The 24649-nt window shown below is 69.5% G+C and carries 20 protein-coding genes, 1 tRNA gene and 1 pseudogene; 11 read left to right on the top strand and 11 right to left on the bottom strand.

Going from position 1 to position 24649, the window contains the following annotated elements; translation table 11 throughout:
- Positions 1-28 precede the first annotated feature (28 nt).
- From ACFVFH_RS12290 to clpB, 3 genes are all read right to left on the bottom strand, one after another.
- Positions 29-589, bottom strand: a complete 561-nt coding sequence (locus ACFVFH_RS12290; RefSeq protein WP_383766274.1) for a YbjN domain-containing protein — start codon at positions 587-589, stop codon at positions 29-31.
- Positions 590-660: 71 nt separating this feature from the next.
- Positions 661-1926 (bottom strand): MFS transporter, encoded by a 1266-nt coding sequence (locus tag ACFVFH_RS12285; RefSeq protein ID WP_383766272.1) that lies wholly within the window; start codon positions 1924-1926, stop codon positions 661-663.
- 393 nt (positions 1927-2319) lie between these two features.
- Positions 2320-4956 carry an ATP-dependent chaperone ClpB gene (gene clpB, locus ACFVFH_RS12280; protein WP_383766271.1) on the bottom strand — a complete coding sequence of 879 codons (2637 nt, stop codon included), beginning with the start codon at positions 4954-4956 and terminating at the stop codon, positions 2320-2322.
- A gap of 268 nt (positions 4957-5224) precedes the next feature.
- On the opposite strand from clpB, the gene ACFVFH_RS12275 reads away from it, so the two are divergent.
- On the top strand, positions 5225-5629 hold the full coding sequence (locus ACFVFH_RS12275) for a pyridoxamine 5'-phosphate oxidase family protein (RefSeq protein ID WP_383766269.1): 405 nt from the start codon (positions 5225-5227) through the stop codon (positions 5627-5629).
- Between the two features lie 130 nt (positions 5630-5759).
- Here ACFVFH_RS12275 and ACFVFH_RS12270 read toward each other — a convergent pair whose 3' ends face one another.
- Together ACFVFH_RS12270 and ACFVFH_RS12265 are read right to left on the bottom strand one after the other, a co-directional pair.
- Positions 5760-6080, bottom strand: coding sequence for a (2Fe-2S)-binding protein (locus tag ACFVFH_RS12270; protein ID WP_072487853.1), 321 nt, complete (start codon positions 6078-6080; stop codon positions 5760-5762).
- Entirely contained in the window at positions 6077-6349 is a 273-nt protein-coding gene (locus ACFVFH_RS12265; RefSeq protein ID WP_383766267.1) for a 5'-nucleotidase, read from the bottom strand. The genes ACFVFH_RS12270 and ACFVFH_RS12265 overlap by 4 nt, the downstream gene beginning before the upstream one ends.
- Positions 6350-6450: 101 nt before the next feature.
- On the opposite strand from ACFVFH_RS12265, the gene ACFVFH_RS12260 reads away from it, so the two are divergent.
- On the top strand, positions 6451-7464 hold the full coding sequence (locus tag ACFVFH_RS12260; RefSeq protein WP_383766265.1) for a helix-turn-helix transcriptional regulator: 1014 nt from the start codon (positions 6451-6453) through the stop codon (positions 7462-7464).
- A 476-nt stretch (positions 7465-7940) separates the two neighbouring features.
- Here the strand turns inward: ACFVFH_RS12260 and ACFVFH_RS12255 are convergent, their stop codons facing one another.
- From ACFVFH_RS12255 to dnaK, 4 genes are all read right to left on the bottom strand, one after another.
- Complete coding sequence (locus ACFVFH_RS12255; protein ID WP_072487850.1) at positions 7941-8387, bottom strand: heat shock protein transcriptional repressor HspR; 447 nt, start codon at positions 8385-8387, stop codon at positions 7941-7943.
- A gap of 1 nt (position 8388) precedes the next feature.
- A complete protein-coding gene (gene dnaJ, locus ACFVFH_RS12250) occupies positions 8389-9576 on the bottom strand; it encodes a molecular chaperone DnaJ (RefSeq protein ID WP_383766263.1) in 1188 nt (395 codons plus the stop codon).
- Between the two features lie 93 nt (positions 9577-9669).
- Positions 9670-10320 carry a nucleotide exchange factor GrpE gene (grpE, locus tag ACFVFH_RS12245; RefSeq protein WP_383766261.1) on the bottom strand — a complete coding sequence of 217 codons (651 nt, stop codon included), beginning with the start codon at positions 10318-10320 and terminating at the stop codon, positions 9670-9672.
- Positions 10317-12167 carry a molecular chaperone DnaK gene (gene dnaK, locus ACFVFH_RS12240; RefSeq protein WP_383766259.1) on the bottom strand — a complete coding sequence of 617 codons (1851 nt, stop codon included), beginning with the start codon at positions 12165-12167 and terminating at the stop codon, positions 10317-10319. Before dnaK ends, grpE begins: the two co-directional genes overlap by 4 nt.
- 454 nt (positions 12168-12621) lie before the next feature.
- On the opposite strand from dnaK, the gene ACFVFH_RS12235 reads away from it, so the two are divergent.
- From ACFVFH_RS12235 to ACFVFH_RS12225, 3 genes are all read left to right on the top strand, one after another.
- A complete protein-coding gene (locus ACFVFH_RS12235) occupies positions 12622-13431 on the top strand; it encodes a sugar transferase (RefSeq protein WP_383766257.1) in 810 nt (269 codons plus the stop codon).
- A gap of 88 nt (positions 13432-13519) precedes the next feature.
- On the top strand, positions 13520-15787 hold the full coding sequence (locus tag ACFVFH_RS12230) for a (Fe-S)-binding protein (protein ID WP_383766255.1): 2268 nt from the start codon (positions 13520-13522) through the stop codon (positions 15785-15787).
- Positions 15788-16083: 296 nt separating this feature from the next.
- Positions 16084-17070 (top strand): Yip1 family protein, encoded by a 987-nt coding sequence (locus ACFVFH_RS12225; RefSeq protein ID WP_383766254.1) that lies wholly within the window; start codon positions 16084-16086, stop codon positions 17068-17070.
- 97 nt (positions 17071-17167) lie between these two features.
- Here the strand turns inward: ACFVFH_RS12225 and ACFVFH_RS12220 are convergent, their stop codons facing one another.
- A complete protein-coding gene (locus tag ACFVFH_RS12220; protein WP_093547726.1) occupies positions 17168-17677 on the bottom strand; it encodes a phosphoribosyltransferase in 510 nt (169 codons plus the stop codon).
- 6 nt (positions 17678-17683) lie between these two features.
- Positions 17684-18259, bottom strand: coding sequence for a dCTP deaminase (gene dcd / locus ACFVFH_RS12215; protein ID WP_072487843.1), 576 nt, complete (start codon positions 18257-18259; stop codon positions 17684-17686).
- Positions 18260-18726: 467 nt separating this feature from the next.
- Between dcd and ACFVFH_RS12210 the strand changes: the two genes are divergently transcribed.
- The 6 genes and pseudogenes from ACFVFH_RS12210 to ACFVFH_RS12185 form a co-directional block, all read left to right on the top strand.
- Positions 18727-18797, top strand: a tRNA-Gly gene (locus tag ACFVFH_RS12210).
- A 344-nt stretch (positions 18798-19141) separates the two neighbouring features.
- A complete protein-coding gene (locus ACFVFH_RS12205; RefSeq protein WP_383766802.1) occupies positions 19142-19975 on the top strand; it encodes a polyphosphate polymerase domain-containing protein in 834 nt (277 codons plus the stop codon).
- The gene (locus ACFVFH_RS12200; protein WP_383766252.1) at positions 19972-20655 is read left to right on the top strand and encodes a DUF4956 domain-containing protein; all 684 of its coding nucleotides are present in this window, start codon (positions 19972-19974) and stop codon (positions 20653-20655) included. Before ACFVFH_RS12205 ends, ACFVFH_RS12200 begins: the two co-directional genes overlap by 4 nt.
- A complete protein-coding gene (locus ACFVFH_RS12195; RefSeq protein WP_383766251.1) occupies positions 20655-22514 on the top strand; it encodes a CotH kinase family protein in 1860 nt (619 codons plus the stop codon). Before ACFVFH_RS12200 ends, ACFVFH_RS12195 begins: the two co-directional genes overlap by 1 nt.
- A gap of 178 nt (positions 22515-22692) precedes the next feature.
- On the top strand, positions 22693-23448 hold the full coding sequence (locus ACFVFH_RS12190; protein ID WP_383766249.1) for a response regulator transcription factor: 756 nt from the start codon (positions 22693-22695) through the stop codon (positions 23446-23448).
- Positions 23403-24519 (top strand): annotated as a pseudogene (locus ACFVFH_RS12185) (histidine kinase dimerization/phospho-acceptor domain-containing protein); the annotation flags it as partial. The gene ACFVFH_RS12190 and the pseudogene ACFVFH_RS12185, both read left to right, overlap by 46 nt.
- Positions 24520-24649: the final 130 nt, after the last annotated feature.

The following is a 24649-nucleotide window of genomic DNA, read 5'->3' as shown; positions in this document are numbered from 1 at the left end:
GGGGCGGGCGCTCAGCGGCGTACGGGGCTCAGCCCTCCGAGGGGGCCGGGTCCTCGCCGTCCGTCTTCTCCTCGGCCGGGGCCAGGCCCAGACGCTCCTGGAGCCACTTGTCGAACTCGATCGAGGCGCGCACCCAGCTGACCGTCGACGAGACGAAGTGCTCCAGGCTGACGCCCGTACCGATGAGCATCTGCGCCTCACCGATGAGGCGCACCGAGACCTCGGTGTCCTCGGAGCCCTCCTCGGGCTCGTGGGTGTGCGTGTAGACCTTGGGCCACAGGGTGCGGCGGTTCCAGTCGTCGATCGCGTCGAGCAGGACCGGGCGCTGGTCCGCGGCGTGCGGGCGGTCGTAGAACGTACGGACCGAGAAGACCTGCTGCTCGTCCTCGCCCCGGAACATGAAGTACGTCCGGAACTCCTCCCACGGCGCGGCGAGGTCGCCCTCGTCGTCGAGGACGTACTTCAGCTCCATCTGGTCGAGAAGCTGCTTGACCAGGTCCTGGTCAGGGACAACGGGGCCCTCGGGTCCTGCCGCCTGCGGTTCGGGCTGGCCCCCGAAATTCGGAATCGAGGACGGATCGATAGACATCGCTGGGTACTCCTGTGGATCGCACGTGGTTTCCTGCCGACGACCCTAGCCGCGTTTCGCCGCCAGGGGGTCTACGCCCTCCGGGGAATCATCTGCGCATCGGTGCCCCGGGCCCGTCCCCATGCGACGGCGGCGAGAATCGCGCACAGCACGCCGAGGAGTCCGGACGCCCCGATGGTGTTCGCCGACGAGCCGGTCAGCTCCGTCACCGCGCCCCCCAGGGCGACACCGATCCCCTGGATGGCGGTCACCCCGGACCTGGCGAGCCCCAGCGCCTGGCCGCGCCGGTCGGCCGGGGTCAGGAGTACGAAGGTGGCCCCGGCGGTGATCTGGTAGGCCGAGCACACCCCGGCGACCAGCAGCAGGAACATGGCCGCCCCCACGCCGGGGTCGAGCCAGTAGGCGACGAGCGGCAGATTCGCCCCGATCGCCAGCGGACCGAGCAGCCTGCGCCGCGACTCGTCGCCGACCTTGGCCCGCCCCAGCACGGCCGCCCCCAGCACCATGCCCGCCGGATGCGAGGCGAGCAGGAGCCCCACCGCGTAGGCACCGCCCCCGGCCTCGTCCGCGAACGGGGCGGCGAGCCCCTCCGGCAGGACGACGAACCCGGCGAGCCAGCCCATCGCCAGCAGCGACCGGAGCCTGCGGTCCGACCAGATCAGCCCGGCCGCGCCCCCGACCTGGGCGCCGAGCCGCGGCTTGCGGTCGGCGGCGGTCGCCGCGGGACGGGCCTTCACACCGAACCTGATCAGGGACGCCGAGAGCAGGAAGGTCAGCGCGTTCACGCCCAGGGAGAGATTGCTGCCCAGCCACGCGGCCAGCAGCCCGCCGCCGGCGAAGCCGACCAGCTGCCCGGTCTGGTGGGTGATCTGCATGACCCGCTGGCCGCGTTCGTACCGCTGTGTACCGAGCACCGTAGGCAGCAGCGCGCCCTGGGCGGCGCCGAAGGGCGCCTCGGCCAGCTGTGCCAGCACCAGCAGCCCGGCGAGCAGCGGCAGCGGCATCCCGGGCAGGGCCATCAGCCCGACCAGCACCATCCGCACCAGGTCGCAGCTGATCATGACCGTACGACGGGGGAAACGATCCGCCAGGCCGGACAGGAGCACCCCGGAGAGCAGGGCGGGCAGGGTGGTCAGCGCATAGGTCGCCGCGGTCCATCCCGGCGAGTCGGTGCGCTCGAACACGAGCAACGACAGGGCCACGCGCGCGAGTTGGTCACCCAGGATCGATTGAGCATAGGCAGCCCAAAGGGTACGGAATTCGCCAAGGCGAAAGATATTGTCGGATCCGGCCTTCTCGGACCCAGGAGTTATCTCATCGCCTGTCCGCTCGTTCATGCGGGCACGCTACCCACTGCCGAATTGGGCCCCCAACCGCGCTCGCGAGCGGGCCGCGACCGACGCCCCGAGGTGTCCTGATTATGCGCCCGCCCCCGGGCGGACGGCGTTCAGGACCGTACGGAAGTCCCTTGTCAGAGGCGGGTGATGCAGCCCGGTGCGGAGCAGGTCCGGGGATGCCGCCCCTCGGTGCCGAACGAGGCGTTTGGCGCGATTTCGATGTTGAACAGTGGATCACCGGTGGGGGTGAATGTTTTCCCTTTCTCCCGAAATCACTGGAATGCCTCTCCGCCCCCGCAGCGCCTCTCTGTCCCTGGGGCGCCTCGCGCTTGGAAGCGACGTCGGTCCCCGGCCGACTGGCCGGGGACCGACGCGGAACGGGCGATGCGCCGTCTACGAGGGCGCGTCCGTGGCCGCCTCCGCGGACGCGTCCGACGTCGCGTCCGAGGTCGCGGGACCGACGAGCAGGCCGTCGCCGACCCGGTCGACGCGGACGGTGTCCCCGTCCTTGACCTCGCCCGCGAGGATCTCCTTCGCCAGCCGGTCACCGATCGCCGTCTGGATCAGGCGGCGCAGCGGACGCGCCCCGTAGGCCGGGTCGTTGCCCTCCTCCGCCAGCCAGGCCAGGGCGGCCGGGGTGACGTCGAGGGTGAGCTGCCGGTCCGCGAGCCGCCCCGCCAGCCGGTCGATCTGGAGCCCCGCGATATGGGCGAGTTCGTCGCCGGAGAGCGCGGAGAAGACCACCAGGTCGTCCAGCCGGTTGAGGAACTCCGGCTTGAAGGACGCCCGGACGACCTCCAGGACCTGCCGCTTCTTCTCCTCGGGCTTGGTCAGGGGGTCGACCAGGAACTGACTGCCAAGGTTGGAGGTCAGGATCAGGATGGTGTTGCGGAAGTCCACCGTCCGGCCCTGTCCGTCGGTGAGCCGGCCGTCGTCGAGCACCTGGAGCAGGATGTCGAAGACCTCGGGGTGGGCCTTCTCGACCTCGTCCAGCAGCACGACGCTGTACGGGCGGCGGCGGACCGCCTCGGTGAGCTGGCCGCCCTCCTCGTACCCGACGTATCCGGGCGGGGCGCCGACGAGCCGCGCGACGCTGTGCTTCTCGCTGTACTCGCTCATGTCGATGCGGACCATGGCCCGCTCGTCGTCGAAGAGGAAGTCCGCGAGCGCCTTCGCCAGCTCGGTCTTGCCGACGCCGGTCGGCCCGAGGAAGAGGAACGATCCGGTGGGCCGGTCGGGGTCGGCGATCCCGGCGCGGGTACGGCGCACCGCGTCCGACACCGCCCGCACGGCCTCGTTCTGCCCGATGAGGCGCCTGCCGAGCTCGTCCTCCATCCGCAGCAGCTTCTGGGTCTCGCCCTCCAGCAGACGTCCGGCGGGGATGCCGGTCCAGGAGCCGACGACGTCGGCGATGTCGTCCGGGCCAACCTCCTCCTTGACCATCGTGTCCTTGGCGGCCTCCTGCTCGGCCTCGGACGCCTCGGCCAACTCCCGCTCCAGGCCCGGGATCTCCCCGTACAGCAGCTTGGAAGCGGTGTCGAAGTCGCCGTCGCGCTGGGCGCGTTCGGCCTGGCCGTGCAGATCGTCGAGGCGCTCCTTCAGCTCACCGACGCGGTTGAGGCCCTGCTTCTCCTTCTCCCAGCGGGCGTTGAGGCCGCGCAGCTCCTCCTCCTTGTCGGCGAGGTCGCGGCGGAGCTTCTCCAGGCGCTGCCGGGAGCCGGGGTCGGTCTCGTTCTTGAGGGCCAGCTCCTCCATGTGGAGGCGGTCGACGGCCCGCTGGAGCTCGTCGATCTCCACCGGCGAGGAGTCGATCTCCATGCGCAGCCGGGAGGCCGCCTCGTCGACCAGGTCGATGGCCTTGTCGGGGAGGAAGCGGGAGGTGATGTAGCGGTCCGAGAGGGTCGCGGCGGCCACCAGCGCGGAGTCCGCGATGGAGACCTTGTGGTGGGCCTCGTACCGGCCTTTGAGCCCGCGCAGGATCGCGATGGTGTCCTCGACGCTCGGCTCGGCCACCAGCACCTGCTGGAAGCGGCGCTCCAGGGCGGGGTCCTTCTCGATCCGCTCGCGGTACTCGTCGAGCGTCGTCGCGCCGACCATGCGCAGCTCGCCGCGCGCCAGCATCGGCTTGAGCATGTTGCCCGCGTCCATGGCGGAGTCGCCGCCGGCGCCCGCGCCCACGACGGTGTGCAGCTCGTCGATGAAGGTGATGATCTGCCCGTCGCTCTCCTTGATCTCGGAGAGCACGGTCTTCAGCCGTTCCTCGAACTCGCCCCGGTACTTGGCGCCCGCGACCATCGCACCGAGGTCCAGCGAGACGAGCCGCTTGTTCTTCAGCGACTCGGGGACGTCCCCCTTGACGATGCGCTGGGCGAGGCCCTCGACGACGGCCGTCTTGCCGACGCCGGGCTCACCGATGAGCACGGGGTTGTTCTTGGTGCGGCGGGACAGCACCTGGACGACGCGGCGGATCTCCTGGTCGCGCCCGATGACCGGGTCGAGCTTGCCCTCGCGTGCGGCGGCGGTGAAGTCCGTACCGAACTTCTCCAGCGCCTTGTACTGGCCCTCCGGGTCGGGTGTGGTCACCCGGCGCCCTCCCCTGCTCTTCTCGAACGCGTCCAGCAGCTTCTTCGCACTGGCCCCCTGCCCACTGAGGATCTCACCGGCCCGCCCGCCCTCGGCGGCGATGCCGATCAGCAGGTGCTCGGTGGAGATGTAGTCGTCGCCGAGCTCCTTCGCGCGCTGCGCGGCGTCCGCGATGACGGCGAGCAGCTCACGGTTGGGCTGCGGCGGGGCGACGGTGGCTCCCGTGACACTGGGCTGGGCGGCGAGGAGCTGCTCCGTCCCGGTGCGTACGGCGATCTGGTCGGCCTCCACGGCGGCGAGCAGATCGATGATGTTCGCGTTGTCCTCGCCCGCGAGCAGCGCAAGCAGCAGGTGCCCCGGGGTCAGATCGGCGTGCCCGTCCTTCACGGCCCTGTTGGTGGCCGCGTTGATGGCGTCCCGGCTCTTGTTGGTCAGCTCGGCGTCCACGTGCGCTCTCTCCTCCTTGCGGCGACGTACCTCTCCACAGCAGTGACTCAGTCAACGTGCGTAAAGTTGAGTCTACTCCACTCAAGGCAATATTGAGTCCACCCCACTCAACTTGATTCCGTCGGCTGTCCCACGCCCTGCGCCTCGCACCCGCGCCTCGCCCCGACTCGCCCACAGCTTCGAGTGAACCGGCCGCGCGGGCCCTCCGCCACCGCAGCGGGGGCCGCCGCGGTGCGGGGGCCCGTACCGCACTGCCTACGCTGTTCCCATGGCAGTCGACGTGACGAACCCTGGCCCCGAGTACCTCGCCTTCTGGCGCGCGCGGCATGTGTGCACCCTGACCACGCCCCGCCCCGACGGCACACCGCACGTGGTACCGGTGGGCGTGACGTACGACCCCGAGAGCGGGCTGGCGCGGGTCATCACCGGCAAGAACACCCGGAAGGCCGCCCATGTGCTGGCCGCGGGCCCGGAGGGCGCACGGGTCGCCGTCTGCCAGATCGACGGGCGCCGCTGGGCGACGCTGGAGGGGCGCGCGACGGTGCGCACGGACCCCGAATCGGTGGCCGACGCGGTACGCCGCTACGCGGAGCGCTACGAGCGCACGCCGAGGCCCAACCCCGACCGGGTCGTCATCGAGATCGCCGTGGACCGGGCGCTCGGCAGGGTCTGACCGGCCCTGCGGACCGCGTCCGGCGGGCGGCGCCCGGCCGGGAAAAGCACAACGGCGCCATCGTGTTCAGGTCACGATGGCGCCGTTGTGTGGGGGAGTGACTGAGCGACATGGAACGACGGGGGATCGCTCAGGCACTGCGGGGGGTGGCGGAAATAGTCTCTGGCTCGAACAGCTGGTGGTCCCGCCGGTCGAGGTTGACGAAGATCATGTCGTACCGGATCGCACAGCGCACGGGCTGCGGGGCTCCGCGCGGCTTGCGCAGGCAACGGTAGGCACGTACTTCGTCGTCTTCTTCACGTGCGACGACGATGGGGTCGCCGAACAGAGTGACCATCAACGAGTCGCCACAGTGGGGGATGGCAGTGACGAGATCGATGAAATGCCAGCCTGATCGGTAGGCCGTGGCCATCTCTCGCCGGAAGGTCCGGTCGTCCGGCGGGATGGTCATGCGCCTGGTCGGGTCGGTGCGACCCAGCTGATCTCGTCGGACGCGACCGATGTCCCGGAGAGCCAGCTGATCTCGCCGGCGGAGGCCGCGGCCTTGACGCCCCAGCTGATCTCGCCCGGTCCGGCGCCCGCTTCGGTACTCCAGCTGATCTCGCCGGCGGGCTTGGCCGCCTCGGAGCCCCAGCTGATCTCATCGCTTCCCAGTACGCCATAGCCCAGGGCCGCGACGAATGAGACGGCAAGCGCCGAGCGAAGCAATCGCTTATACATAGTCGGCTTCGTCCTCACTTGTGGATTCTTCTCCCCCGCACCTAAGACGATGTCCCACCTGGGCACACGAACACCACCGAGTCGATGCATCATGTTCCTGCATGTTCAGGAACCTGGGGGGTGGAGATATGACCACAAGCAACACAAAAGGTACACATCCTCACGGGATCACTGAACTATGCGAAGACGGGGGGCGTCTCTACGCCAGCGCGTTGCGCTCCGGCCGGATATCGCGGGCCGAGGCGGCCACCGCACCCTGCCTGATGGACTTCGCCCTGCTGCACCCCGACCCCGACGACGCGGAGTGGCTCCGCCCCGTACCGCCGTCCGCGGCACTCGCGCAGCGGCTGAACCCCATCGAGCGCGAGATCCAGGAACGCAGGCGGCTGTCCCTGGAATTGGCCGAATCGTTCGAGCCCTTCATGGACATCAGCGCGCAGGATCCGCCCATCACCCATGCCATCACGGTGCTGGAGGGCAGCACCCGCATCAACGCCGCCCTGGACCTCGCGACCGCCGAGTGCCGCACCGAGGTGCTCACGGTCCAGCCGGGCGGCGACCGGGGCGAGGACCGCCTCCGGGAGGGCCTGGAGCGCGCCCTCCTGGTGGTCGACCGCGGGGTGGGCATGCGCACGCTCTACCAGCACACGGTCCGGCACAGCCAGGGCACGCGGGCGTACGCGGAGCGCCTGGCCGACGGCAAGGTAGAGATCCGCACGCTGGAGGAGCTCATCTCGCGCCTGATCGTCTTCGACCGGGCCGTCGCGTTCATCCCGGCCAGCGACGACGACCAGGTCGCCCTCGAACTGCGCCACCCGGGACTGGTCGAGTACCTCATCACGGTCTTCGAACAGCTCTGGAACCGCGCCTCCCCGCTCCTGGAGGACCTCCCCTACGACCCGGCGCCCAAGGGCATCAGCGGCGTCCAGCGCTCCATCGCCCAACTCCTCGTGGAAGGCCACGTGGACGACTCGATCGCCCGCCGCCTCGGCATGAACGTCCGCACCTGCCGGGCGCACGTGGCCAAACTGTCCGCCGTCCTGGGCAGTACGAGCCGGGCCCAGCTCGGCTATCTGATCGCCCGGTCGGGAATCCTGGAAGAGGAACGCAACTAGGCCCTGTCCTAGGGCTGTCCCATAGGCCGTGTATCGAAAAGCGCTGTCCCCCCGACAACCCCCGGGACGGCCCCACGCACAGCTTCCAGCACCCGCACCCCCGGTACGGCCCACCCACGCACCGCTTCCGGCACCCGCACAACCGGCCCCGCCCGCCCACGCGCCGCTCGATACCCGCACGCTCGGTACGACCCGCCCACGCAACCGGTACGACCCACCCACGCACCACCCAGCACCCGCACAACCGGCCCCGCGCCTTCACCCCCACTCGGCACCCGCACAACCGGCCCACCCGGCCCCGCCCTTCGCCTCACGCCGCCTGACGCCACCTCACGCCGCCTGAGCACCCCGGGTCCGCCTCACCGCCCCCGGACAGCCGAAGGGCCGGGAAGTCCGACCCGTGAGTCGGCCTCCCGGCCCTTCCGTGCGCGGGCGGGCGGTCCGCCGGCCTCGGCCGGCGCGGATGCCCGGTCCGCTCAGTCCTTCGGCCGCTTCGGCCGCCAGACCACCAACGCGCTGGTCTGCTGCACGTCCTGGTAGGGCACCAGGTCGCGCCGGTACGAGGCGTGCACCTGGGCCTCGCGCTGCTGCATCGCCTGCGCCGCGCCGTCCACGGCCGCCGAGAGCTCGGCGACGCGCTGCTGGAGCGCGGCGACCTGGTTCTCCAGCTCGATGATGCGCTTGATGCCGGCGAGGTTGATGCCCTCGTCCTGCGACAGCTGCTGCACGGTACGCAGCAGCTCGATGTCACGGGCCGAGTAGCGCCTGCCGCGCCCGGCCGTGCGGTCGGGCGAGACCAGGCCGAGACGGTCGTACTGGCGCAGCGTCTGCGGATGCAGGCCCGAGAGCTGGGCCGCGATCGAGATCACGTACACCGGGGATTCATCGGTCAGTTCGTACGGATTGCGTCGTCGGCCGTCCACCTCAAGCTCCCTTCGCCGCCTGGAACAGTTCCGCCCGCGGGTCGTGACCCGCGGTCGCCTTCCGGTAGGCCTCCAGGGCGTCCCTGGCCTCGTCGCCGAGGTCCCTGGGCACCGCCACCTCGACGGTGACCAGCAGGTCGCCCCGGGTGCCGTCCTTGCGTACGGCGCCCTTGCCGCGGGCGCGCATCGTACGCCCGTTGGGGGTGCCCGCGGGGAGTTTCAGGGTGACCGGCGGGCCACCGAGCGTGGGGACCTTCACCTCGCCGCCGAGCGCCGCCTCCGTGAAGTCGACCGGCACGGTGACCGTCAGGTTGTCGCCCTTGCGGCCGAAGACCGGGTGTGCGTCGACATGGACCACGACGTACAGATCACCGGCCGGACCGCCGCGCTCGCCCGGACCGCCCTTGCCGCGCAGCCGGATCCGCTGGCCGTCCGAGACGCCCGCCGGGATCCTGACCTGCATGGTCCGGGAGGACTTCGCCCGGCCGCTGCCCTTGCAGACGTCGCAGGGGTCCTGGGCGATGAGGCCCCGGCCCTTGCAGTCCACACAGGGGTCGGTGAGCGAGAAGCCGCCGCCGGTACCGCGCGAGACCTGGCCGGTGCCGAGACAGGTCGGGCAGACCCTGGGGGTGCCGTTCTTGTCCCCGGTGCCGGAACACGCCTTGCAGGGCGCCTGGCTGGACATCCGCAGCGGAACCGTGGCCCCGTCGACCGCCTCGGTGAAGCTGAGCGTCACCTCGGACTCGATGTCCTGGCCGCGGCGCGGCTGCACCCGCGTCCCCGTACCGCCCCGGTTGAACAGGCCGCCGAAGACGTCGCCCAGGCCGCCACCGCCGCCGAAACCGCCGGCGCCGCCGCCCTGGCCCCCGCCCTGGGCACCGCCGAAGAGGTCGCCCAGGTCGAAGTTGAAGTTGCCGCCCGCGCCTCCGGGCCCGGCCCTGAAGCCGCCGTTGCCGAAGAGGGCGCGTGCCTCGTCGTACTCCTTGCGCTTCTTGCTGTCGCCGAGGACGTCGTTCGCCTCGGAGATCTCCTTGAAGCGCTCCTCGGCCTTGTCGTCGCCCTTGTTGGCGTCGGGGTGGAACTCGCGGGCGAGCTTCCGGTACGCCTTCTTGATCTCGGCGTCGGTGGCGTCCTTGGGGACGCCGAGGACCTTGTAGTAGTCCTTCTCGACGAAGTCCTTCGTGCTCATCGACGTCCCTCCTTCCGGACGATCGGCCATGCGACCGGCCCGTGGGCCGGTCGCATGGCCGGGCGGTGGGCCGCGAGGTGGTCAGACGGGATGTCAGACCTCCTCGGTGCCACCGCTCTCCTCGTCGGTTGCCTTCTCTTCCTTGGCTGCGGCCGGTGTCGCACCCGGCTGCGGTTCGGCCACCGCCACCCGCGCGGGGCGGATGGTGCGCTCGCCGATCCGATACCCCGGCTGCAGGATCGCCACGCAGGTCGTCTCCGTGACGTCCGGCGCGTACGAGTGCATCAGGGCTTCGTGGATCGTCGGGTCGAAGGGCTCGCCCTCCTTGCCGAACTGCTGCAGGCCCAGCTTGGCGACGACCGTCTCAAGAGACTCGGCCACCGACTTGAACCCGCCCACGAGCTCGTTGTGATCCCGGGCGCGGCCGACGTCGTCGAGCACGGGCAGAAGCTCGGACAGGAGACCCGCGACGGCGATCTCCTTGACCGTGGCCCGGTCCCGCTCGACGCGGCGGCGGTAGTTCTGGTACTCGGCCTGGAGCCGCTGGAGGTCGCCCGTGCGCTCGTTGAGCGCGGTACGGACCTGGTCCAGCTGCGCGGTCAGGCCGACTGTCTGTACTCCGTCCCCGGCCGGGGCCGCCCCCTCCTCCGAAGAGGAGGCGGCGTCCTTCGGCTCGGCTCCGTCAGGGGTGGCGCCGGAGGGGACGTCGGGCTTCTCCTCGAAGCCCGGAGTCTCCTCGGTCACACCGCACCGCCCTTGGTGTCCTTCTCGTCGTCCACGATCTCGGCGTCGACGACATCGTCATCGGCCTTGGCCTGGGCACCCGGCTGCGCGTCGCCCTGCGGGCCGCCGTCGGCCTGGGCGTTGGCGTACATCGCCTGGCCGAGCTTCTGCGAGACGGCCGCGACCTTCTCCGTGGCGGTACGGATCTCGGCGGTGTCCTCGCCCTTGAGCTTCTCCTTCAGCTCGGTGAGCGCGGTCTCCACCTCCGTCTTCACCTCGGCGGGAACCTTGTCCTCGTTGTCCTTGAGGAACTTCTCCGTCTGGTAGACGAGCTGCTCGCCCTGGTTGCGCGACTCGGCGGCCTCGCGGCGGCGGTGGTCCTCCTCCGCGTACTGCTCGGCCTCCTCACGCATCCGGTTGACCTCGTCCTTCGGCAGCGAGGAGCCGCCGGTGACGGTCATCTTCTGCTCCTTGCCGGTGCCGAGGTCCTTGGCGGCGACGTGCATGATGCCGTTCGCGTCGATGTCGAACGCGACCTCGATCTGCGGGACGCCACGCGGGGCCGGCGGCAGGCCGGTCAGCTCGAACATGCCGAGCTTCTTGTTGTACGCCGCGATCTCGCGCTCGCCCTGGTAGACCTGGATCTGCACGGACGGCTGGTTGTCCTCGGCCGTCGTGAAGATCTCGGAGCGCTTGGTCGGGATCGTGGTGTTGCGCTCGATGAGCTTGGTCATGATGCCGCCCTTGGTCTCGATACCGAGGGACAGCGGGGTGACGTCGAGGAGCAGGACGTCCTTGACCTCGCCCTTGAGGACACCGGCCTGGAGCGAGGCGCCGATGGCGACGACCTCGTCCGGGTTCACACCCTTGTTGGCCTCCTGGCCACCGGTCAGCTCCTTGACGAGCTCGGCGACGGCCGGCATACGGGTGGAGCCACCGACGAGAACGACGTGGTCGATCTCGGAGAGCTGGATGCCCGCGTCCTTGATGACGTTGTGGAACGGGCTCTTGCAGCGGTCCAGGAGGTCGGCCGTGAGCTGCTGGAACTGCGAGCGCGTGAGCTTCTCGTCCAGGTGCAGCGGGCCCTCGGCGGACGCCGTGATGTACGGCAGGTTGATCGTGGTCTCGGTCGAGGACGAGAGCTCGATCTTCGCCTTCTCCGCGGCCTCGCGCAGACGCTGGAGAGCCATCTTGTCCTTGGACAGGTCCACGCCGTGCCCGTTGGCGAACTGCTTCACCAGGTAGTCGACGACGCGCTGGTCCCAGTCGTCACCACCGAGGTGGTTGTCACCGTTGGTGGCCTTCACCTCGACGACGCCGTCACCGATCTCCAGGAGCGACACGTCGAAGGTGCCGCCACCGAGGTCGAAGACGAGGATCGTCTGGTCGTCCTTGTCGAGCCCGTACGCCAGCGCGGCGGCGGTCGGCTCGTTGACGATGCGCAGGACGTTCAGGCCCGCGATCTCGCCGGCCTCCTTCGTCGCCTGGCGCTCGGAGTCGTTGAAGTACGCGGGGACGGTGATGACCGCGTCGGTCACCTTCTCGCCCAGGTACGACTCGGCGTCCCGCTTCAGCTTCTGCAGGATGAAGGCGCTCATCTGCTGCGGGTTGAAGCTCTTGCCGTCCAGGTCGATCTTCCAGTCAGTGCCCATGTGGCGCTTGACCGAGCGGATGGTCCTGTCGACGTTGGTCACTGCCTGGCGCTTGGCGACCTCGCCGACCAGCACCTCGCCGTTCTTCGCGAAGGCGACGACGGACGGCGTGGTCCTGGCGCCCTCTGCGTTGGTGATGACGGTGGGCTCGCCGCCTTCGAGAACGCTGACGACGGAGTTAGTCGTGCCCAGGTCGATGCCGACCGCACGTGCCATTTCAATTCCTCCAGTGACTACTTGAGTGGATCTGACTCAAGGATGCATGACCCTCGCCCCACTGTCAACAGACCTGAGTCGAGGCGACTCAACTATCGTGCAGACACCTGGCGCCGACCGCGAATTCCCGACCCTACGGCCGCCTCGCACCCCCGTCCGCGGGACGCGCGGGACGCACGGGACGCGCGAGACGACACATACGCGCGGGACGCATGGGACGGGACACATACGCGGAGGCGCACCGGGCCCGGACGCAGGGAGCCGCACAGGGCCGGACGAGCACCGATCGCGCGCGACGCTCCCGACGAGCACCGATCGCGCGACACTCCCCCTCTCCCGGCGACGCAACCCCTCCCCATCATCGCCCCATGGGATCGTTCTGTCACAAAATGCCGCGAGTCACGCAAAACCGGCACGACGACGACTCCGCCGAGAACCCAGGCAGGTGCGAACGATGCGGACCCGGAGAAGAAGGACAGGACGGAGAGCGGGAGCAGAAAGGAAGGCGGCAGGGCAACCGCGGACAGCGGGAAGGAAGACGGCAGGGCGAACGCGGTCAGCAGCAGGGGCGGCGGCAGGGCGAGCGCGAACAGCGGCAAGGGCGGCATCGGCAGCGGCATCGGCAGCAGGCATCCCGGCGAAGCACTGGGAGCCGCCGTCCGCCAAGCGCGTACTGGACCTCACCCTCGGCTCGGCCCTCCTGGCCCTGGCCTCTCCCCTCCTCGGCGCCGGCGCCCTGGCCCTGGCGGCGCGGCGGCCCCCAGGCGGCGTACTGACCCGCTCGCCCCGGGTCGGCCTGGACGGCCGCGTCTTCGTGCTGTGCTCGCTGCGCACCCGGCGGCTGCGGCTGGACGTGCTCTCCCGGCTGCCGCACGTCGTACGGGGAGACCTCTCCCTCGTAGGCCCGGAACCCCTGACTCCGGAGGACAGCGGGAACGGAGGCGGGACCGACCCCGCCGGAACCCCGGCCTCCCCCACCGCGAGACACTGGCGGCAGGAACTGAAACCGGGCCTCACCGGCCTGGCCCAGGTGCGCTCCCGCTCCGGGATGCCGTGGGACGAGCCGGCCCTCTTGGACCAGCACTACGCCGAGCACCACGGAGTGGGACTGGACCTGGCCATCCTGGCGAGTGCCGTACGCGCTCCGCTGCGCGGGGCGCTCCGCGGGCTCGCCCGGCGCGGCAAGGCACGCCTGAGCGACACAGATCACCGCCTGTCCGGCTACAGCACGGCGGAAGAAGTGGGTAGTGTCAGCACAGACTGATTAAGTTACTGCTTAGTAATCACGGATAATCGCCAGTACTCGCTCATCGACGCTGGATCCCACCCTCGCAGGCCCGAGGAGCCCCTACATGCAACTCGCCGCGATCATCGTGTCGCTGGTGCTGACTGTCGTCGGCGTTGCGCTCATCGCCCGAGCCGTCGCGCAGATCTACCGGTTCGTCACGCTCGGACAACCGGTACCGGCAGGCAGCCGCACCGACCAACCGAAGCAGCGCACGATCACCCTGGTCAGGGAGTTCCTCGGCCACACCCGGATGAACCGGTGGGGGATCGTCGGCTTCGCGCACTGGTTCGTCGCCATCGGCTTCCTGACCCTGCCGCCGACGCTGGTCCAGGCGTACGGGCAGCTCTTCAAGGCCGACTGGGTGCTGCCGATCATCGGCAACTGGCTGCCGTTCGAGATGTACACCGAGTTCATCGGCCTGATGACGACGGTCGGCATCCTCGTGCTGATCGCCATCCGGCTGCTGAACCTGCCCTCCCGGGCCGGCCGCAAGTCCCGGTTCGCCGGTTCCAAGGCCTGGCAGGCGTACTTCGTCGAGTACGTCATCCTCGCCATCGGCCTGGCGATCCTGACCCTGCGCGGTCTGGAAGGCGCGATCCACCACGTCGAGGGCTACGAGGCCGGGTACTTCATCTCGTACCCCCTGGTCCTCGCCTTCAAGGGCCTCGCGGTCGGAACGCTGCAGAACCTCATCTACTTCACCGCGATGGTGAAGATCGGCGTCTCGCTGATCTGGATGATCACGGTCTCGCTCAACACCAACATGGGTGTCGCCTGGCACCGCTTCCTCGGCTTCCCGAACATCTGGTTCAAGCGGAACGCGGACGGCTCGACGGCGCTCGGCGCGCTCCAGCCGATGACGTCGGGCGGCCAGGAGATCGACTGGGAGGACCCGGCCGACGACGCCGTCTTCGGCGTCTCGCAGGTCGAGCAGTTCTCCTGGAAGGGCATCCTCGACTTCTCCACCTGCACCGAGTGCGGCCGCTGCCAGTCGCAGTGCCCCGCCTGGAACACCGGCAAGCCGCTCTCGCCCAAGCTCCTGATCATGTCCCTGCGCGACCACGCGCACGCCAAGGCCCCGTATCTGCTGGCCGGCGGCGGCAAGACCATGGAGGGCGAGGAGAAGGCGTCCGAGGAGCAGCTCAAGGACGTCTCCGCGGCCGCCCTCGCGGAGGCCGAGCGTCCGCTGATCGGCACGGTCGAGGGGAACGGGGTCATCGACCCGGACGTGCTGTGGTCCTGCACCACCTGCGGTGCGTGCGTGGAGCAGTGCCCGGTCGACATCGAGCACATCGACCACATCGTCGACATGCGCCGCTACCAGGTGATGATCGAGTCCGCGTTCCCGTCCGAGGCGGGCACGATGCTCAAGAACCTGGAGAAGAAGGGCAACCCCTGGGGGCTCGCCAAGAAGCAGCGCGTGGAGTGGACCAAGGAGGTCGACTTCGAGGTCCCGATCGTCGGCAAGGACGTCGAGGACCTCACCGAGGTCGACTACCTCTACTGGGTCGGCTGCGCGGGAGCCCTCGAAGACCGGGCCAAGAAGACCACGAAGGCATTCGCCGAACTCCTCCACATCGCGGGCGTCAAGTTCGCGATCATGGGCGGCGACGAGAAGTGCACCGGTGACTCGGCCCGCCGCCTGGGCAACGAGCCGCTGTTCCAGCAGCTCGGCCAGGAGAACGTCGCGATGCTGAACATGGCGTTCGGCGAGGACGACGAGGACGACTCCACGAAGAAGGCCAAGGCGTCGAAGAAGATCGTCGCCACCTGCCCGCACTGCTTCAACACCATCGCCAACGAGTACCCGCAGCTCGGCGGCGAGTACGAGGTCATCCACCACACGCAGCTGCTCCAGCACCTCATCGACGAGGGCAAGCTGGTCCCGGTGACCCCGGTCGAGGGCCTGATCACGTACCACGACCCGTGCTACCTGGGCCGCCACAACAAGATCTACACGCCGCCGCGCGAGATCATGGACAAGGTCCCCGGCCTGCGCCAGCAGGAGATGCACCGCCACAAGGAACGCGGCTTCTGCTGCGGCGCCGGTGGTGCCCGGATGTGGATGGAGGAGCGGATCGGCAAGCGCATCAACAACGAGCGCGTCGACGAGGCCCTGTCCCTGAACCCGGACATCGTCTCCACCGCGTGCCCGTTCTGCCTGGTCATGCTGACCGACTCGGTCAACGGCAAGAAGAACGACGGCAAGGCGAAGGAGTCGGTCCAGGTGGTCGACGTCTCCCAGCTGCTGCTGGACTCCGTGAAGACCCCCGCCGATCCGGCCGGGGAGGCGGAGTCGGCGGACGAGCCGGAACCGGAGCCGGTGAAGTAGCCCGCGGCCACACAGCCACACAGCTGCTCGACCGCACGACTCCACAACTCCACAACCGCTCAACCGCACGTCGGAAGCGGCCGGACCTGCCTCGGGGGCGGGACCGGCCGCTTCCGCCTTTCCCACGGCGGTACGGGAGCCGGGGGGGACGGGGGGCCTGGGGGCTGGGGCCTGGGGGCTGGGGCCTGGGGGCGCCCCCAGGGTTCCCCTAGGGGATGTCACAGCTCGGCCGCAATGGCGGGCAGGTTCCCCAGGCCCTCTGACCGCACCGCCCTGGACCAGGTACGTTCGATGACGTGGCTGGATTCAGGATCGGACGCGGCCGGGACAACCGCACCCCGCAACAAGCGCAACAGCAACCGCGGCAGCAGCCGTACGGCACGCAGGCACCACCGCCGTACGGCCAGCAGCCCTGGCCACCGGCAGGAGGCAACGCGGCCCCGCCCCCGTACAACAACGGCGGCTACGGCAACGCCGGAAACGGCTACAACGGCGGGGGCCACGGGGGCAACCACGGCGGGGGCCATGGCGGCGGCCACGGGGGCGGCCACGGCGAGCCGGAGTACTTCGGCGACCCGTACAACCAGCACCCCCAGCACCCCCAACACCCCCACGGCTCCCCCCAGCAGGGCGACCCGTACGCCAACTCCCCCGGCCACACCCAGGCGTTCAGCATCGGCGAGGAACCGTACGGCCCCGGCGACACCTACCGCGCCGGCCAGCCCCCCGCCCAGCCCGCGGGCCCCCGGCTGCGGTGGAAGGAGCTGCTCACCGGCATCGTGCTCCGCCCGGGCCCGACGTTCTGGCAGATGCGCGACTACCCCGTCTGGGGCCCGGCGCTCATCGTCACGTTCCTCTACGGCCTGCTCGCGCTCTTCGGCTTCGACCAGGCCCGGGACGACGCGATCCACGCCACGATCTCCGCGGCGGTGCCCTACGTCATCATCACGGGCCTCGGCTTCGTCATCGGCGGCCTGGTCCTCGGCGCGGTCACGCACACGCTCGCCCGCCAGCTGGGCGGCGACGGCGCCTGGCAGCCGACGGTGGGCCTGTCCATGCTGATCATGTCGATCACGGACGCGCCCCGCCTGATATTCGCGCTCTTCCTCGGCGGCGAGAACTCCCTGGTCCAGATTCTCGGCTGGATCACCTGGCTGGCCTCGGGCGCGCTCTTCACGTCGATGGTGAGCAAATCGCACGACCTGCCGTGGCCGAAGGCACTGGGCGCGTCCGCGATCCAGCTGATCGCGCTGCTGTCGATCATCAAGCTGGGCACGATCTGACCCCCGCCCCCCACGCCCTCACGCCCTCACGAACAGCGAACCCCCGGCACATTCTCGTGCCGGGGGTTTCTCGTCACCGGTACGTCCGATACCGGGATCAGGCGTCGAGAACCTGCCCACTGCGCCGTACGACGGGCTTGTCGACGCTCCAGGGGAAGTTGATCCAGCGGTCGGTCTTCTTCCACACGTATTCGCACTTCACCAGCGAATGCGACTTCTCGTAGATGACCGCGCTGCGGACCTCGGCGACATGATCGATACAGAAATCACGCACCAGCTTCAGCGTCTTCCCGGTATCGGCGACGTCGTCGGCGATCAGGACCTTCTTGTCCGAGAAGTCGATGGCGTTGGGAACGGGTGCCAGCATGACCGGCATTTCCAGGGTGGTCCCCACCCCGGTGTAGAACTCCACATTCACCAGATGAATGTTCTTGCAGTCGAGGGCGTAGGCGAGCCCGCCGGCGACGAACACCCCGCCGCGCGCGATACTCAGCACGACATCGGGCTCGAACCCGTCGTCCGCCACGGTCTGCGCCAGCTCACGCACGGCACGGCCGAACCCCTCGTACGTCAGGTTCTCCCGCACGTCACCCGCATCAGCACTCATGGGACATCACACCTGGGTCCGATGGAAATTCATGAAAGAACGCGACGCGGTGGGCCCGCGCTGGCCCTGGTACCGCGACCCGTACCGCTCGGACCCGTACGGGAACTCCGAGGGAGAACTCAGCCGGAACATGCACAGCTGCCCGATCTTCATCCCCGGCCACAGCTTTATCGGCAGCGTCGCGAGATTCGACAGCTCCAGCGTCACGTGCCCGGAGAATCCGGGGTCGATGAACCCGGCGGTCGAATGCGTCACCAGCCCGAGCCGCCCCAGCGAACTCTTGCCCTCCAGCCGCGAGGCGAGATCGTCGGGCAGCGAGATGACCTCGTACGTCGAAGCGAGCACGAACTCACCGGGATGCAGGATGAACGCCTCGTCGCCGTCCGGCTCGACCATCCGTGTCAGATCGGCCTGCTCGACGGCCGGGTCGATATGTGGATAGCGGTGGTTCTCGAACACCCGGAAGTAGCGGTCGAGCCGCACATCGATGCTCGATGGCTGCACCATCGACGCATCGAACGGATCAATGCGCACACGTCCGGCGTCGATCTCGGCCCGGATGTCCTTATCTGAGAGAAGCACGCCCCGAGGATACGCAGAACGCGCGGGCCCGCCCCAATCCGGGACCACCCGCGCGCCTGCCGCCACCGTTTACCGCTGCTCGAACACCACGGGCACGGCATGCCGCAACCGCGCACACCGAGGACAGCGAATGAGCCGCCCGGGACCGATCCGCCCGGCCCCGAGCTGCTGCATCGGGAACGAAGCGGTAGCGAAAACGTGCCCTTCGGCACAGCGGACGACGGTGCGCTCCATGGAGTCCATCAAGTCCCTTCCCCAACAAGCCTTGGACGAAAACGCCACATTAGGGGATGAACAGGACGCCACTCCAGGCGGCACTCCGACCCCCCACGCTACGCCCCCAACTCCCGCCCCCAGCACCCACATCCACCCCCCACCCACACCAAAAAGGCCCCACGGCTCAAACGCCGGGGACCTGCGATGGGGTACAGTATGGGACGGTAGCCGCCGCTCGGACGGCATGCTTCGCGGGTGTAGTTTAATGGTAGAACATGAGCTTCCCAAGCTCAGAGCGCGAGTTCGATTCTCGTCACCCGCTCTTCCACGAACCCCCAGGTCATCGACCTGGGGGTTCGTCGTTGTCCCGACCTCTCGGGGGAAGCTGCCGGGCCCTCCGGGTAGCGTCGGCGCCACGGGCGCCATCTTCTGTTCACTTTTTGTCCCCCTCGAAGACTCCTGAAATCAACCCATGATTCTCATGGGCTCCTCATGTGCCGTTGGTTGCTTGTACGAGGCCGGTCGATCCGCAACGTACGAGCAAGGAGGCGCATGGTGTTCCTGTCGAAGGCAGCCGCGGCGCGCGCGAGCCGGACAGAGGAGGCCCGGACCGAAGAAGTCCTGGCGGACGGCAACGGGGAGCCGGTCGGCGAGGAGCCGCTGCATGTGGCCAGCCGGCTGCACGCGTTCAACCGGTTCGAGCTGAAGTACCTGGTCCCTGTGGAGCAGGCGGCCGAGATCCGCGACGAGCTGGGCGAGCGGATGGAGCGGGACCTGCACAGCCCCGTCGGTGGGTACGGGGTGTGGAGCCTGTACTACGACACTCCTCAGCTCCGCTTCTACTGGGAGAAGATCGAGGGCCTGAAGTTCCGCCGCAAGCTGCGCATCCGCCACTACGGCGATCTCGACGGGGTCACCGACGACTCGCCGGTCTGTGTCGAGATCAAGCAGCGCGTCAACCGGGTCACGCAGAAGCGCCGCATCACCCTTCCCTACGGCGTGGCACGGCAGTTGTGCGACGGCCGGGAGATGGTGGAGCACTCGCCGAAGGAGAGCGCCTTCGTCCAGGAGGTCCTCGAACTGGTCGTCCGGCTGAACCTCCAGCCCACCGCGATCACCGGCTACCAGCGCGAGGCCCTGGTCGGCCGCGACGCCGACACCGGCCTGCGGGTCACCTTCGACCGTCGCATCCGCGGACGCGACCGGGACTTCCACTTCGGCATCCCCACGCCGGAGAACCGGTTCACGATCCCACCGCACATGTCGGTCATGGAGATCAAGGTCAACGAGCGCACCCCGCAATGGATCACCGATCTGGCCGCCCGGCGCAACCTCAACCTCGTCCGGATCTCGAAGTACGTGCAGTCCGTCGAGGCGTTCGGCCTGGCCCCGCGTTCGGTCTTCCACGTCAACGAAGCGGACTACCCGCCGCCCACCCCCACCCCCACCGATGAGCAGTCGGTGCGCCATGACGCGCCGTCGAAAGTAGGAGCGCAGTGAACTTCGACCTCAACCTGCAGGAGCTGAGCGGCACGTTCAGCGTCGCCGACGTCGTGGCGGCGATGGCGCTGTCGTTCATCCTGTCCACGGTGATCGGCTACACGTACCGGTACACCCACCGGAACGTCTCCTACAGCCAGTCCTACGTGCAGACCCTGGTCATTGTCGGCATGATCGTCGCCTTGATCATGCTGGTCGTCGGCTCCAACCTGGCCCGCGCGTTCTCGCTGGTCGGCGCCTTGTCCGTGGTCCGCTTCCGCAACGCGGTCAAGGAGACCAGGGACGTCGGCTTCATCTTCATGGCCATGGCGATCGGCATGGCCTGCGGCGCCCGCTTCTACACCCTGGCCGCCGTCGGCGCCGTCGTCATCTGCGCCGTCGTCCTGGTGATGTTCAAGTTCAACTGGTTCGCCCTCAACGTGCAGCGCCAAGTCGTCAAGGTCCAGGTTCCGGCCGGCGAGGACTACACGCCGCAGATCCGCGACGTCCTCATCAAGTACACCAGCGAGTTCGAGCTGGTGAGCACCGAGACGATCCGCGGCGGCGCGCTGACCGAGGTCTTCTACACCGTGCGCCTGAAGAAGGGCGCCGAGCCTGGCGACCTGGTCGGCGCCCTTCAGGAGCGGACCTCGGGCCAGCGGGTCACCGTCCTGACCGGCTACGACACCACGGACCTGTGATGAGCGGCGAGACCACCGCGCAGCGCGGGAGGCGGCTGAAGGACCGGCTGCCCGTCCGGCTGCGCCACCACTGGAAGCCGGCCGCAGCGCTGGGCGTCGGGCTCGCCGCAATGGTCTATTTCATCGGTGACGCGCGGATCTCCCCGTACGTGACGTCCGCCTCGCGCGTCGAGGGGGACCCCGTCACGGAGGACGTCAGGGGGACGGTCGATCTGTACGACACCTCCGTACCGCACTCGATCCAGCTGACCTACAAGCAGACCGACTTCGACAAGATGATGAAGGAGTTCAAGGAGGACGGGACCAAGGACTACGTCGAGGCCGACCTCGTCGTCGACGGCGTCTACCTCAATGACGTCGGGATCCGTCTCAAGGGGAACTCCACCCTGTCGTCCCTGCGGGGCAACCGGGGCATGCCCGGTGGCGGCCGGCAGATGCCCGGCGCCCAGCAGGGCGCTCCGGCCGGTGCCGACGGCGCGGCCGGGGGCCAGGACCGCCGCCAGGGCCAGCAGCCCGGCGGCGGTCCTGGCGGAGCCGGTGGCGCCAGCGGTGGTGCCGGTGGTGCTGGTGCCGGTGGTGCCGGTGCCGGTGGTGCCGGTGGTACCGGTGGTGCTGGTGCCGGTGGTACCGGTGGTGCTGGTACCGGTGGTGGGGACGCCGGGGGCGCCGGTGGTGCTGGTGGTGCCGGGGCCGGTCCGGACGGTGGTGGCCCGGGCGGAGGCGGTGGCGGCTTCGGCGGGATGGTCCAGTACAACCTGTCCGCGGACAAGCCCGAGGAACTGCCCTGGCTCGTCAAGATCGACGAGTACGTCGAGGGCCGCGCCTACCAGGGCGAACGGGAGATCTCGCTCCGTCCGGGCAGCAACGCGCAGGTCCCCCTCAACGAGGCCCTGTCCCTGTCGCTGACCGACAAGAGCGGACAGAAGGCCGAGCGGTACGCCTTCACCCAGGTGAAGGTGAACAACCGGCCCTCCGTCGCCCGGCTCATGGTCGAGGCCCCCGACACCGACTACGCCGACGACATCGCCGACGGCAACGGCGTGCTCTACAAGGCCAAGGCGAGCGGCAGTTTCGAGTACCGCGGGGACGACCCCAGCGAGTACGAGAACTCCTTCAAGCAGCTCAACAAGAAGGGCAGCCAGGACCTCGAACCGGTGATGAAGCTCATCAAGTGGGCGAGTAAGGCGTCGGACGAGGAGTTCGCCCGCGACCTCCACAAGTACGTCGACGTCGACTCGCTCGCCCGCTACGTCGCCTCGCAGAACCTGCTGCTGAACTTCGACGACATCGCAGGCCCCGGCAAGAACTACCTCCTCCGGTACGACCTGGATACCAAGAAGTTCTCCGTGCTCGGCTGGGACTACAACCTCACCTTCAGCGGGGACGCGACCGCCGGACCGGACGACTCCACTGGGATGGACGGCGGCGGCATGCCCGGCGCCCGTCCCGGCGGCAACGCCAAGACCGGAGGAGCCGGAGGCAACGGCACCGCCGGCGGGAACACGGGCGGCACGCCGCCGAGCGGGTTCCCCGAGGGAATGCCGGAGGGCGCGCCCGGCGGTGCCGGAGGCGACCGGGAAGGCGGCCCCGGCGGGGGCAGGGGCGGCATGTCCCACGTCCTGAAGACCAAGTTCCTGGAACTGGACGCCTTCGACTCCGTCTACAAGAAGGCGTACCGCGAGCTGTACCAGGAGTTCTACGCCTCGGGCACGGCGGCGGAGAGTGTCAAGGCGATCGCCGAGCAGGCCCGGTCGGCGGGTGCCGGCTCCAAGGAGCTGGACACCGCCGTGACCAAGCTCACCAAGACCGTCACCGACCGCTCCGCGGCTCTGGCCAAGGACAAGGAAGTGACCGGCTGAGAGCAGTTCCGGCGCCCCGGACGGACGTTCCCGACAGGGATGCCCCGGGGCGCCGGAAACATCCCTTTCGCAATGCCATGGACAGGTGCGGCACAGGGTGTCCGCCTACCATCGCGCCGCACGCACCGGAGCCGCCCCGCCGCGGCTCCTCCGCCCGTACCGCCGAGGTGCCGAGAACGTGAACGCCCCCCTGAACCTCCCGGCCGCGCCCGTCGGCGCCCGGCACACCGTCCTGGTCGTGGAGGACGACGCCAGCATTCGCACCCTGCTGTCCTCGGCACTGACCGCGGCCGGGTACGCCGTCGTGAGCGCGGGCACCGGGCAGGAGGCCATGTTCGAGGCGGGCAGCCGACGGCCCGACCTGATCGTCCTGGACGTGATGCTCCCCGACACCGACGGCTTCCGGGTCATCCGCGACCTGCGGGCCCAGGGTGTCTACACGCCCGTCCTGTTCCTCACCGCTCGGGCCGGGGTCGAGGACCGCATCATCGGCCTGAGCTCCGGCGGCGACGACTACGTCACCAAGCCCTTCCACGTTCAAGAGATCCTGCTGCGCATCCGCGCCATCCTGCGCCGCAGCAACACCTCGCCCGACGCGGCCGGCGGCCGGTCGTCCCTGCGCTACGCCGACCTCACTCTCGACGAGAACAGCCACGAGGTGTTCCGCGCGGGCCGGCCGCTGAAGCTGTCCCCGACGGAGTTCCGCCTCCTGGCCTGCCTGCTCGCCCACCCCGAGCGGGTGGTGGAGAAGGCCGAGATCCTCCAGCAGGTCTGGCAGTACGACTTCTCCGGCGACACCCGGATCGTGGACACCTACGTCAAGAACCTCCGCCGCAAGCTCGACCAGGACGCGCCCCCGCTGATCCACACCGTGCGCGGGGTCGGATACTGCCTGCGGCTGCCGCGCGACGAGACACGTACGGCCGGCCGGTGAGGCGGCTCCGCCGGCTGCGGCCGCGTTCGCTGCGCAGCCGTCTCGTCCTGATCGCCGCGTTGCTCGCCACCGGTGCCGTCCTGCTGTGCCAGCTCGCCGGCCTCACCGTGCTGCGCGGCTGGCTCACCGACCAGGTGGACGACCGGCTCGCCCACTTCCGTCCCCCCGGCCAGGTCTACGAGGACGTCATCACGGGCAACGAGACGCCCCGGCCGCCCAGGCCGGACGACACCCTGCCCTCGGACTACCGCGTCTACTTCTACGACCGGGACGGGAACCTGCTGCGCACCTCCCTGGGAAGCGGAAAGAGCCCCGGGCCCCGGCTCCCGGCGCGGGAGGCCGACCTGGACCTGACCGCCGGGCGGCCGGGCACCCTTCCGGCCGAGGGCGACGCCTCGGGCTCCGGCTGGCGCGTGGTCGCCTACGAGGGGCCCGACCGCATGCGCGCCGTCGTCGCCCTCCCGCTGGACACCGTGGACGGCGCCACCACCAAACTCCTCTGGCTCAGCCTGGCCCTCGGGGTCGCCGTCGCCGCAGGAGTCGTCGTCCTCGGGAACGGCGCCGTCCGCCTGGGACTGCGCCCACTGACCCGCGTCGAGCACACCGCCCAGCACATCACCGACGGCGCCCTGGAGCTCAACGTCCCCGTGACGGACCCGGACACCGAGGTGGGCCGACTCGGCCTGGCCCTCAACACCATGCTCGACCGGCTGCGCACGGCCCTGCACCGCACGGAGACCTCCGAGGCCCGACTGCGCCAGTTCATGGCCGACGCCGGACACGAACTGCGCACCCCGCTCACCGCCATCCAGGGCTTCGCCGAACTCCTCCTCGACGAGCCCGGCATGGCCGCCGGACGGCGCCACGAGGCGCACGCCCTGATCGCACACAACGCCGACCGCATGAGCCGGCTCGTCGACGACCTGTTCCTCCTCGCCAAGCTCGGCAAGGCACCCGTCACCCACCGGGAACCCGTCGACCTGCTCTCCCTGGCGGCCGACGCCATCGCCACCACCGCGATTCGGCACCCCCTCCGCACCATCACCCTGGAACCACTCCCGGCCCTCCCCGGACCCCCAGGACCCCCCGGGCCCGCCGGGTCCGGAGGGTCCGGAGGGTCCGGAGGGTCCGGAGGGTCCGGAGGGTCCGGAGGGTCCGGAGGGTCCGGAGGGTCCGGAGGGTCCGGAGGGTCCGGAGGGTC

This window comes from Streptomyces sp. NPDC057697, assembly GCF_042799335.1.
GTDB lineage: Bacteria > Actinomycetota > Actinomycetes > Streptomycetales > Streptomycetaceae > Streptomyces.
This window is presented reverse-complemented; position numbering and strand designations above follow the sequence as displayed.

Bases quoted from the DNA above. Each gene is read 5' to 3' on its own strand.
- ACFVFH_RS12290 (WP_383766274.1), bottom strand. From the start codon at position 589: ATGTCTATCGATCCGTCCTCGATTCCGAATTTCGGGGGCCAGCCCGAA.
- ACFVFH_RS12275 (WP_383766269.1), top strand. From the start codon at position 5,225: ATGGCAGTCGACGTGACGAACCCTGGCCCCGAGTACCTCGCCTTCTGG.
- ACFVFH_RS12265 (WP_383766267.1), bottom strand. From the start codon at position 6,349: ATGTATAAGCGATTGCTTCGCTCGGCGCTTGCCGTCTCATTCGTCGCG.
- ACFVFH_RS12220 (WP_093547726.1), bottom strand. From the start codon at position 17,677: ATGAGTGCTGATGCGGGTGACGTGCGGGAGAACCTGACGTACGAGGGG.
- ACFVFH_RS12195 (WP_383766251.1), top strand. From the start codon at position 20,655: ATGAGCGGCGAGACCACCGCGCAGCGCGGGAGGCGGCTGAAGGACCGG.
- ACFVFH_RS12270 (WP_072487853.1), bottom strand. From the start codon at position 6,080: ATGACCATCCCGCCGGACGACCGGACCTTCCGGCGAGAGATGGCCACG.
- ACFVFH_RS12285 (WP_383766272.1), bottom strand. From the start codon at position 1,926: ATGAACGAGCGGACAGGCGATGAGATAACTCCTGGGTCCGAGAAGGCC.
- ACFVFH_RS12230 (WP_383766255.1), top strand. From the start codon at position 13,520: ATGCAACTCGCCGCGATCATCGTGTCGCTGGTGCTGACTGTCGTCGGC.
- ACFVFH_RS12260 (WP_383766265.1), top strand. From the start codon at position 6,451: ATGTTCAGGAACCTGGGGGGTGGAGATATGACCACAAGCAACACAAAA.
- dnaJ (WP_383766263.1), bottom strand. From the start codon at position 9,576: ATGAGCACGAAGGACTTCGTCGAGAAGGACTACTACAAGGTCCTCGGC.
- dnaK (WP_383766259.1), bottom strand. From the start codon at position 12,167: ATGGCACGTGCGGTCGGCATCGACCTGGGCACGACTAACTCCGTCGTC.
- ACFVFH_RS12235 (WP_383766257.1), top strand. From the start codon at position 12,622: ATGCGGACCCGGAGAAGAAGGACAGGACGGAGAGCGGGAGCAGAAAGG.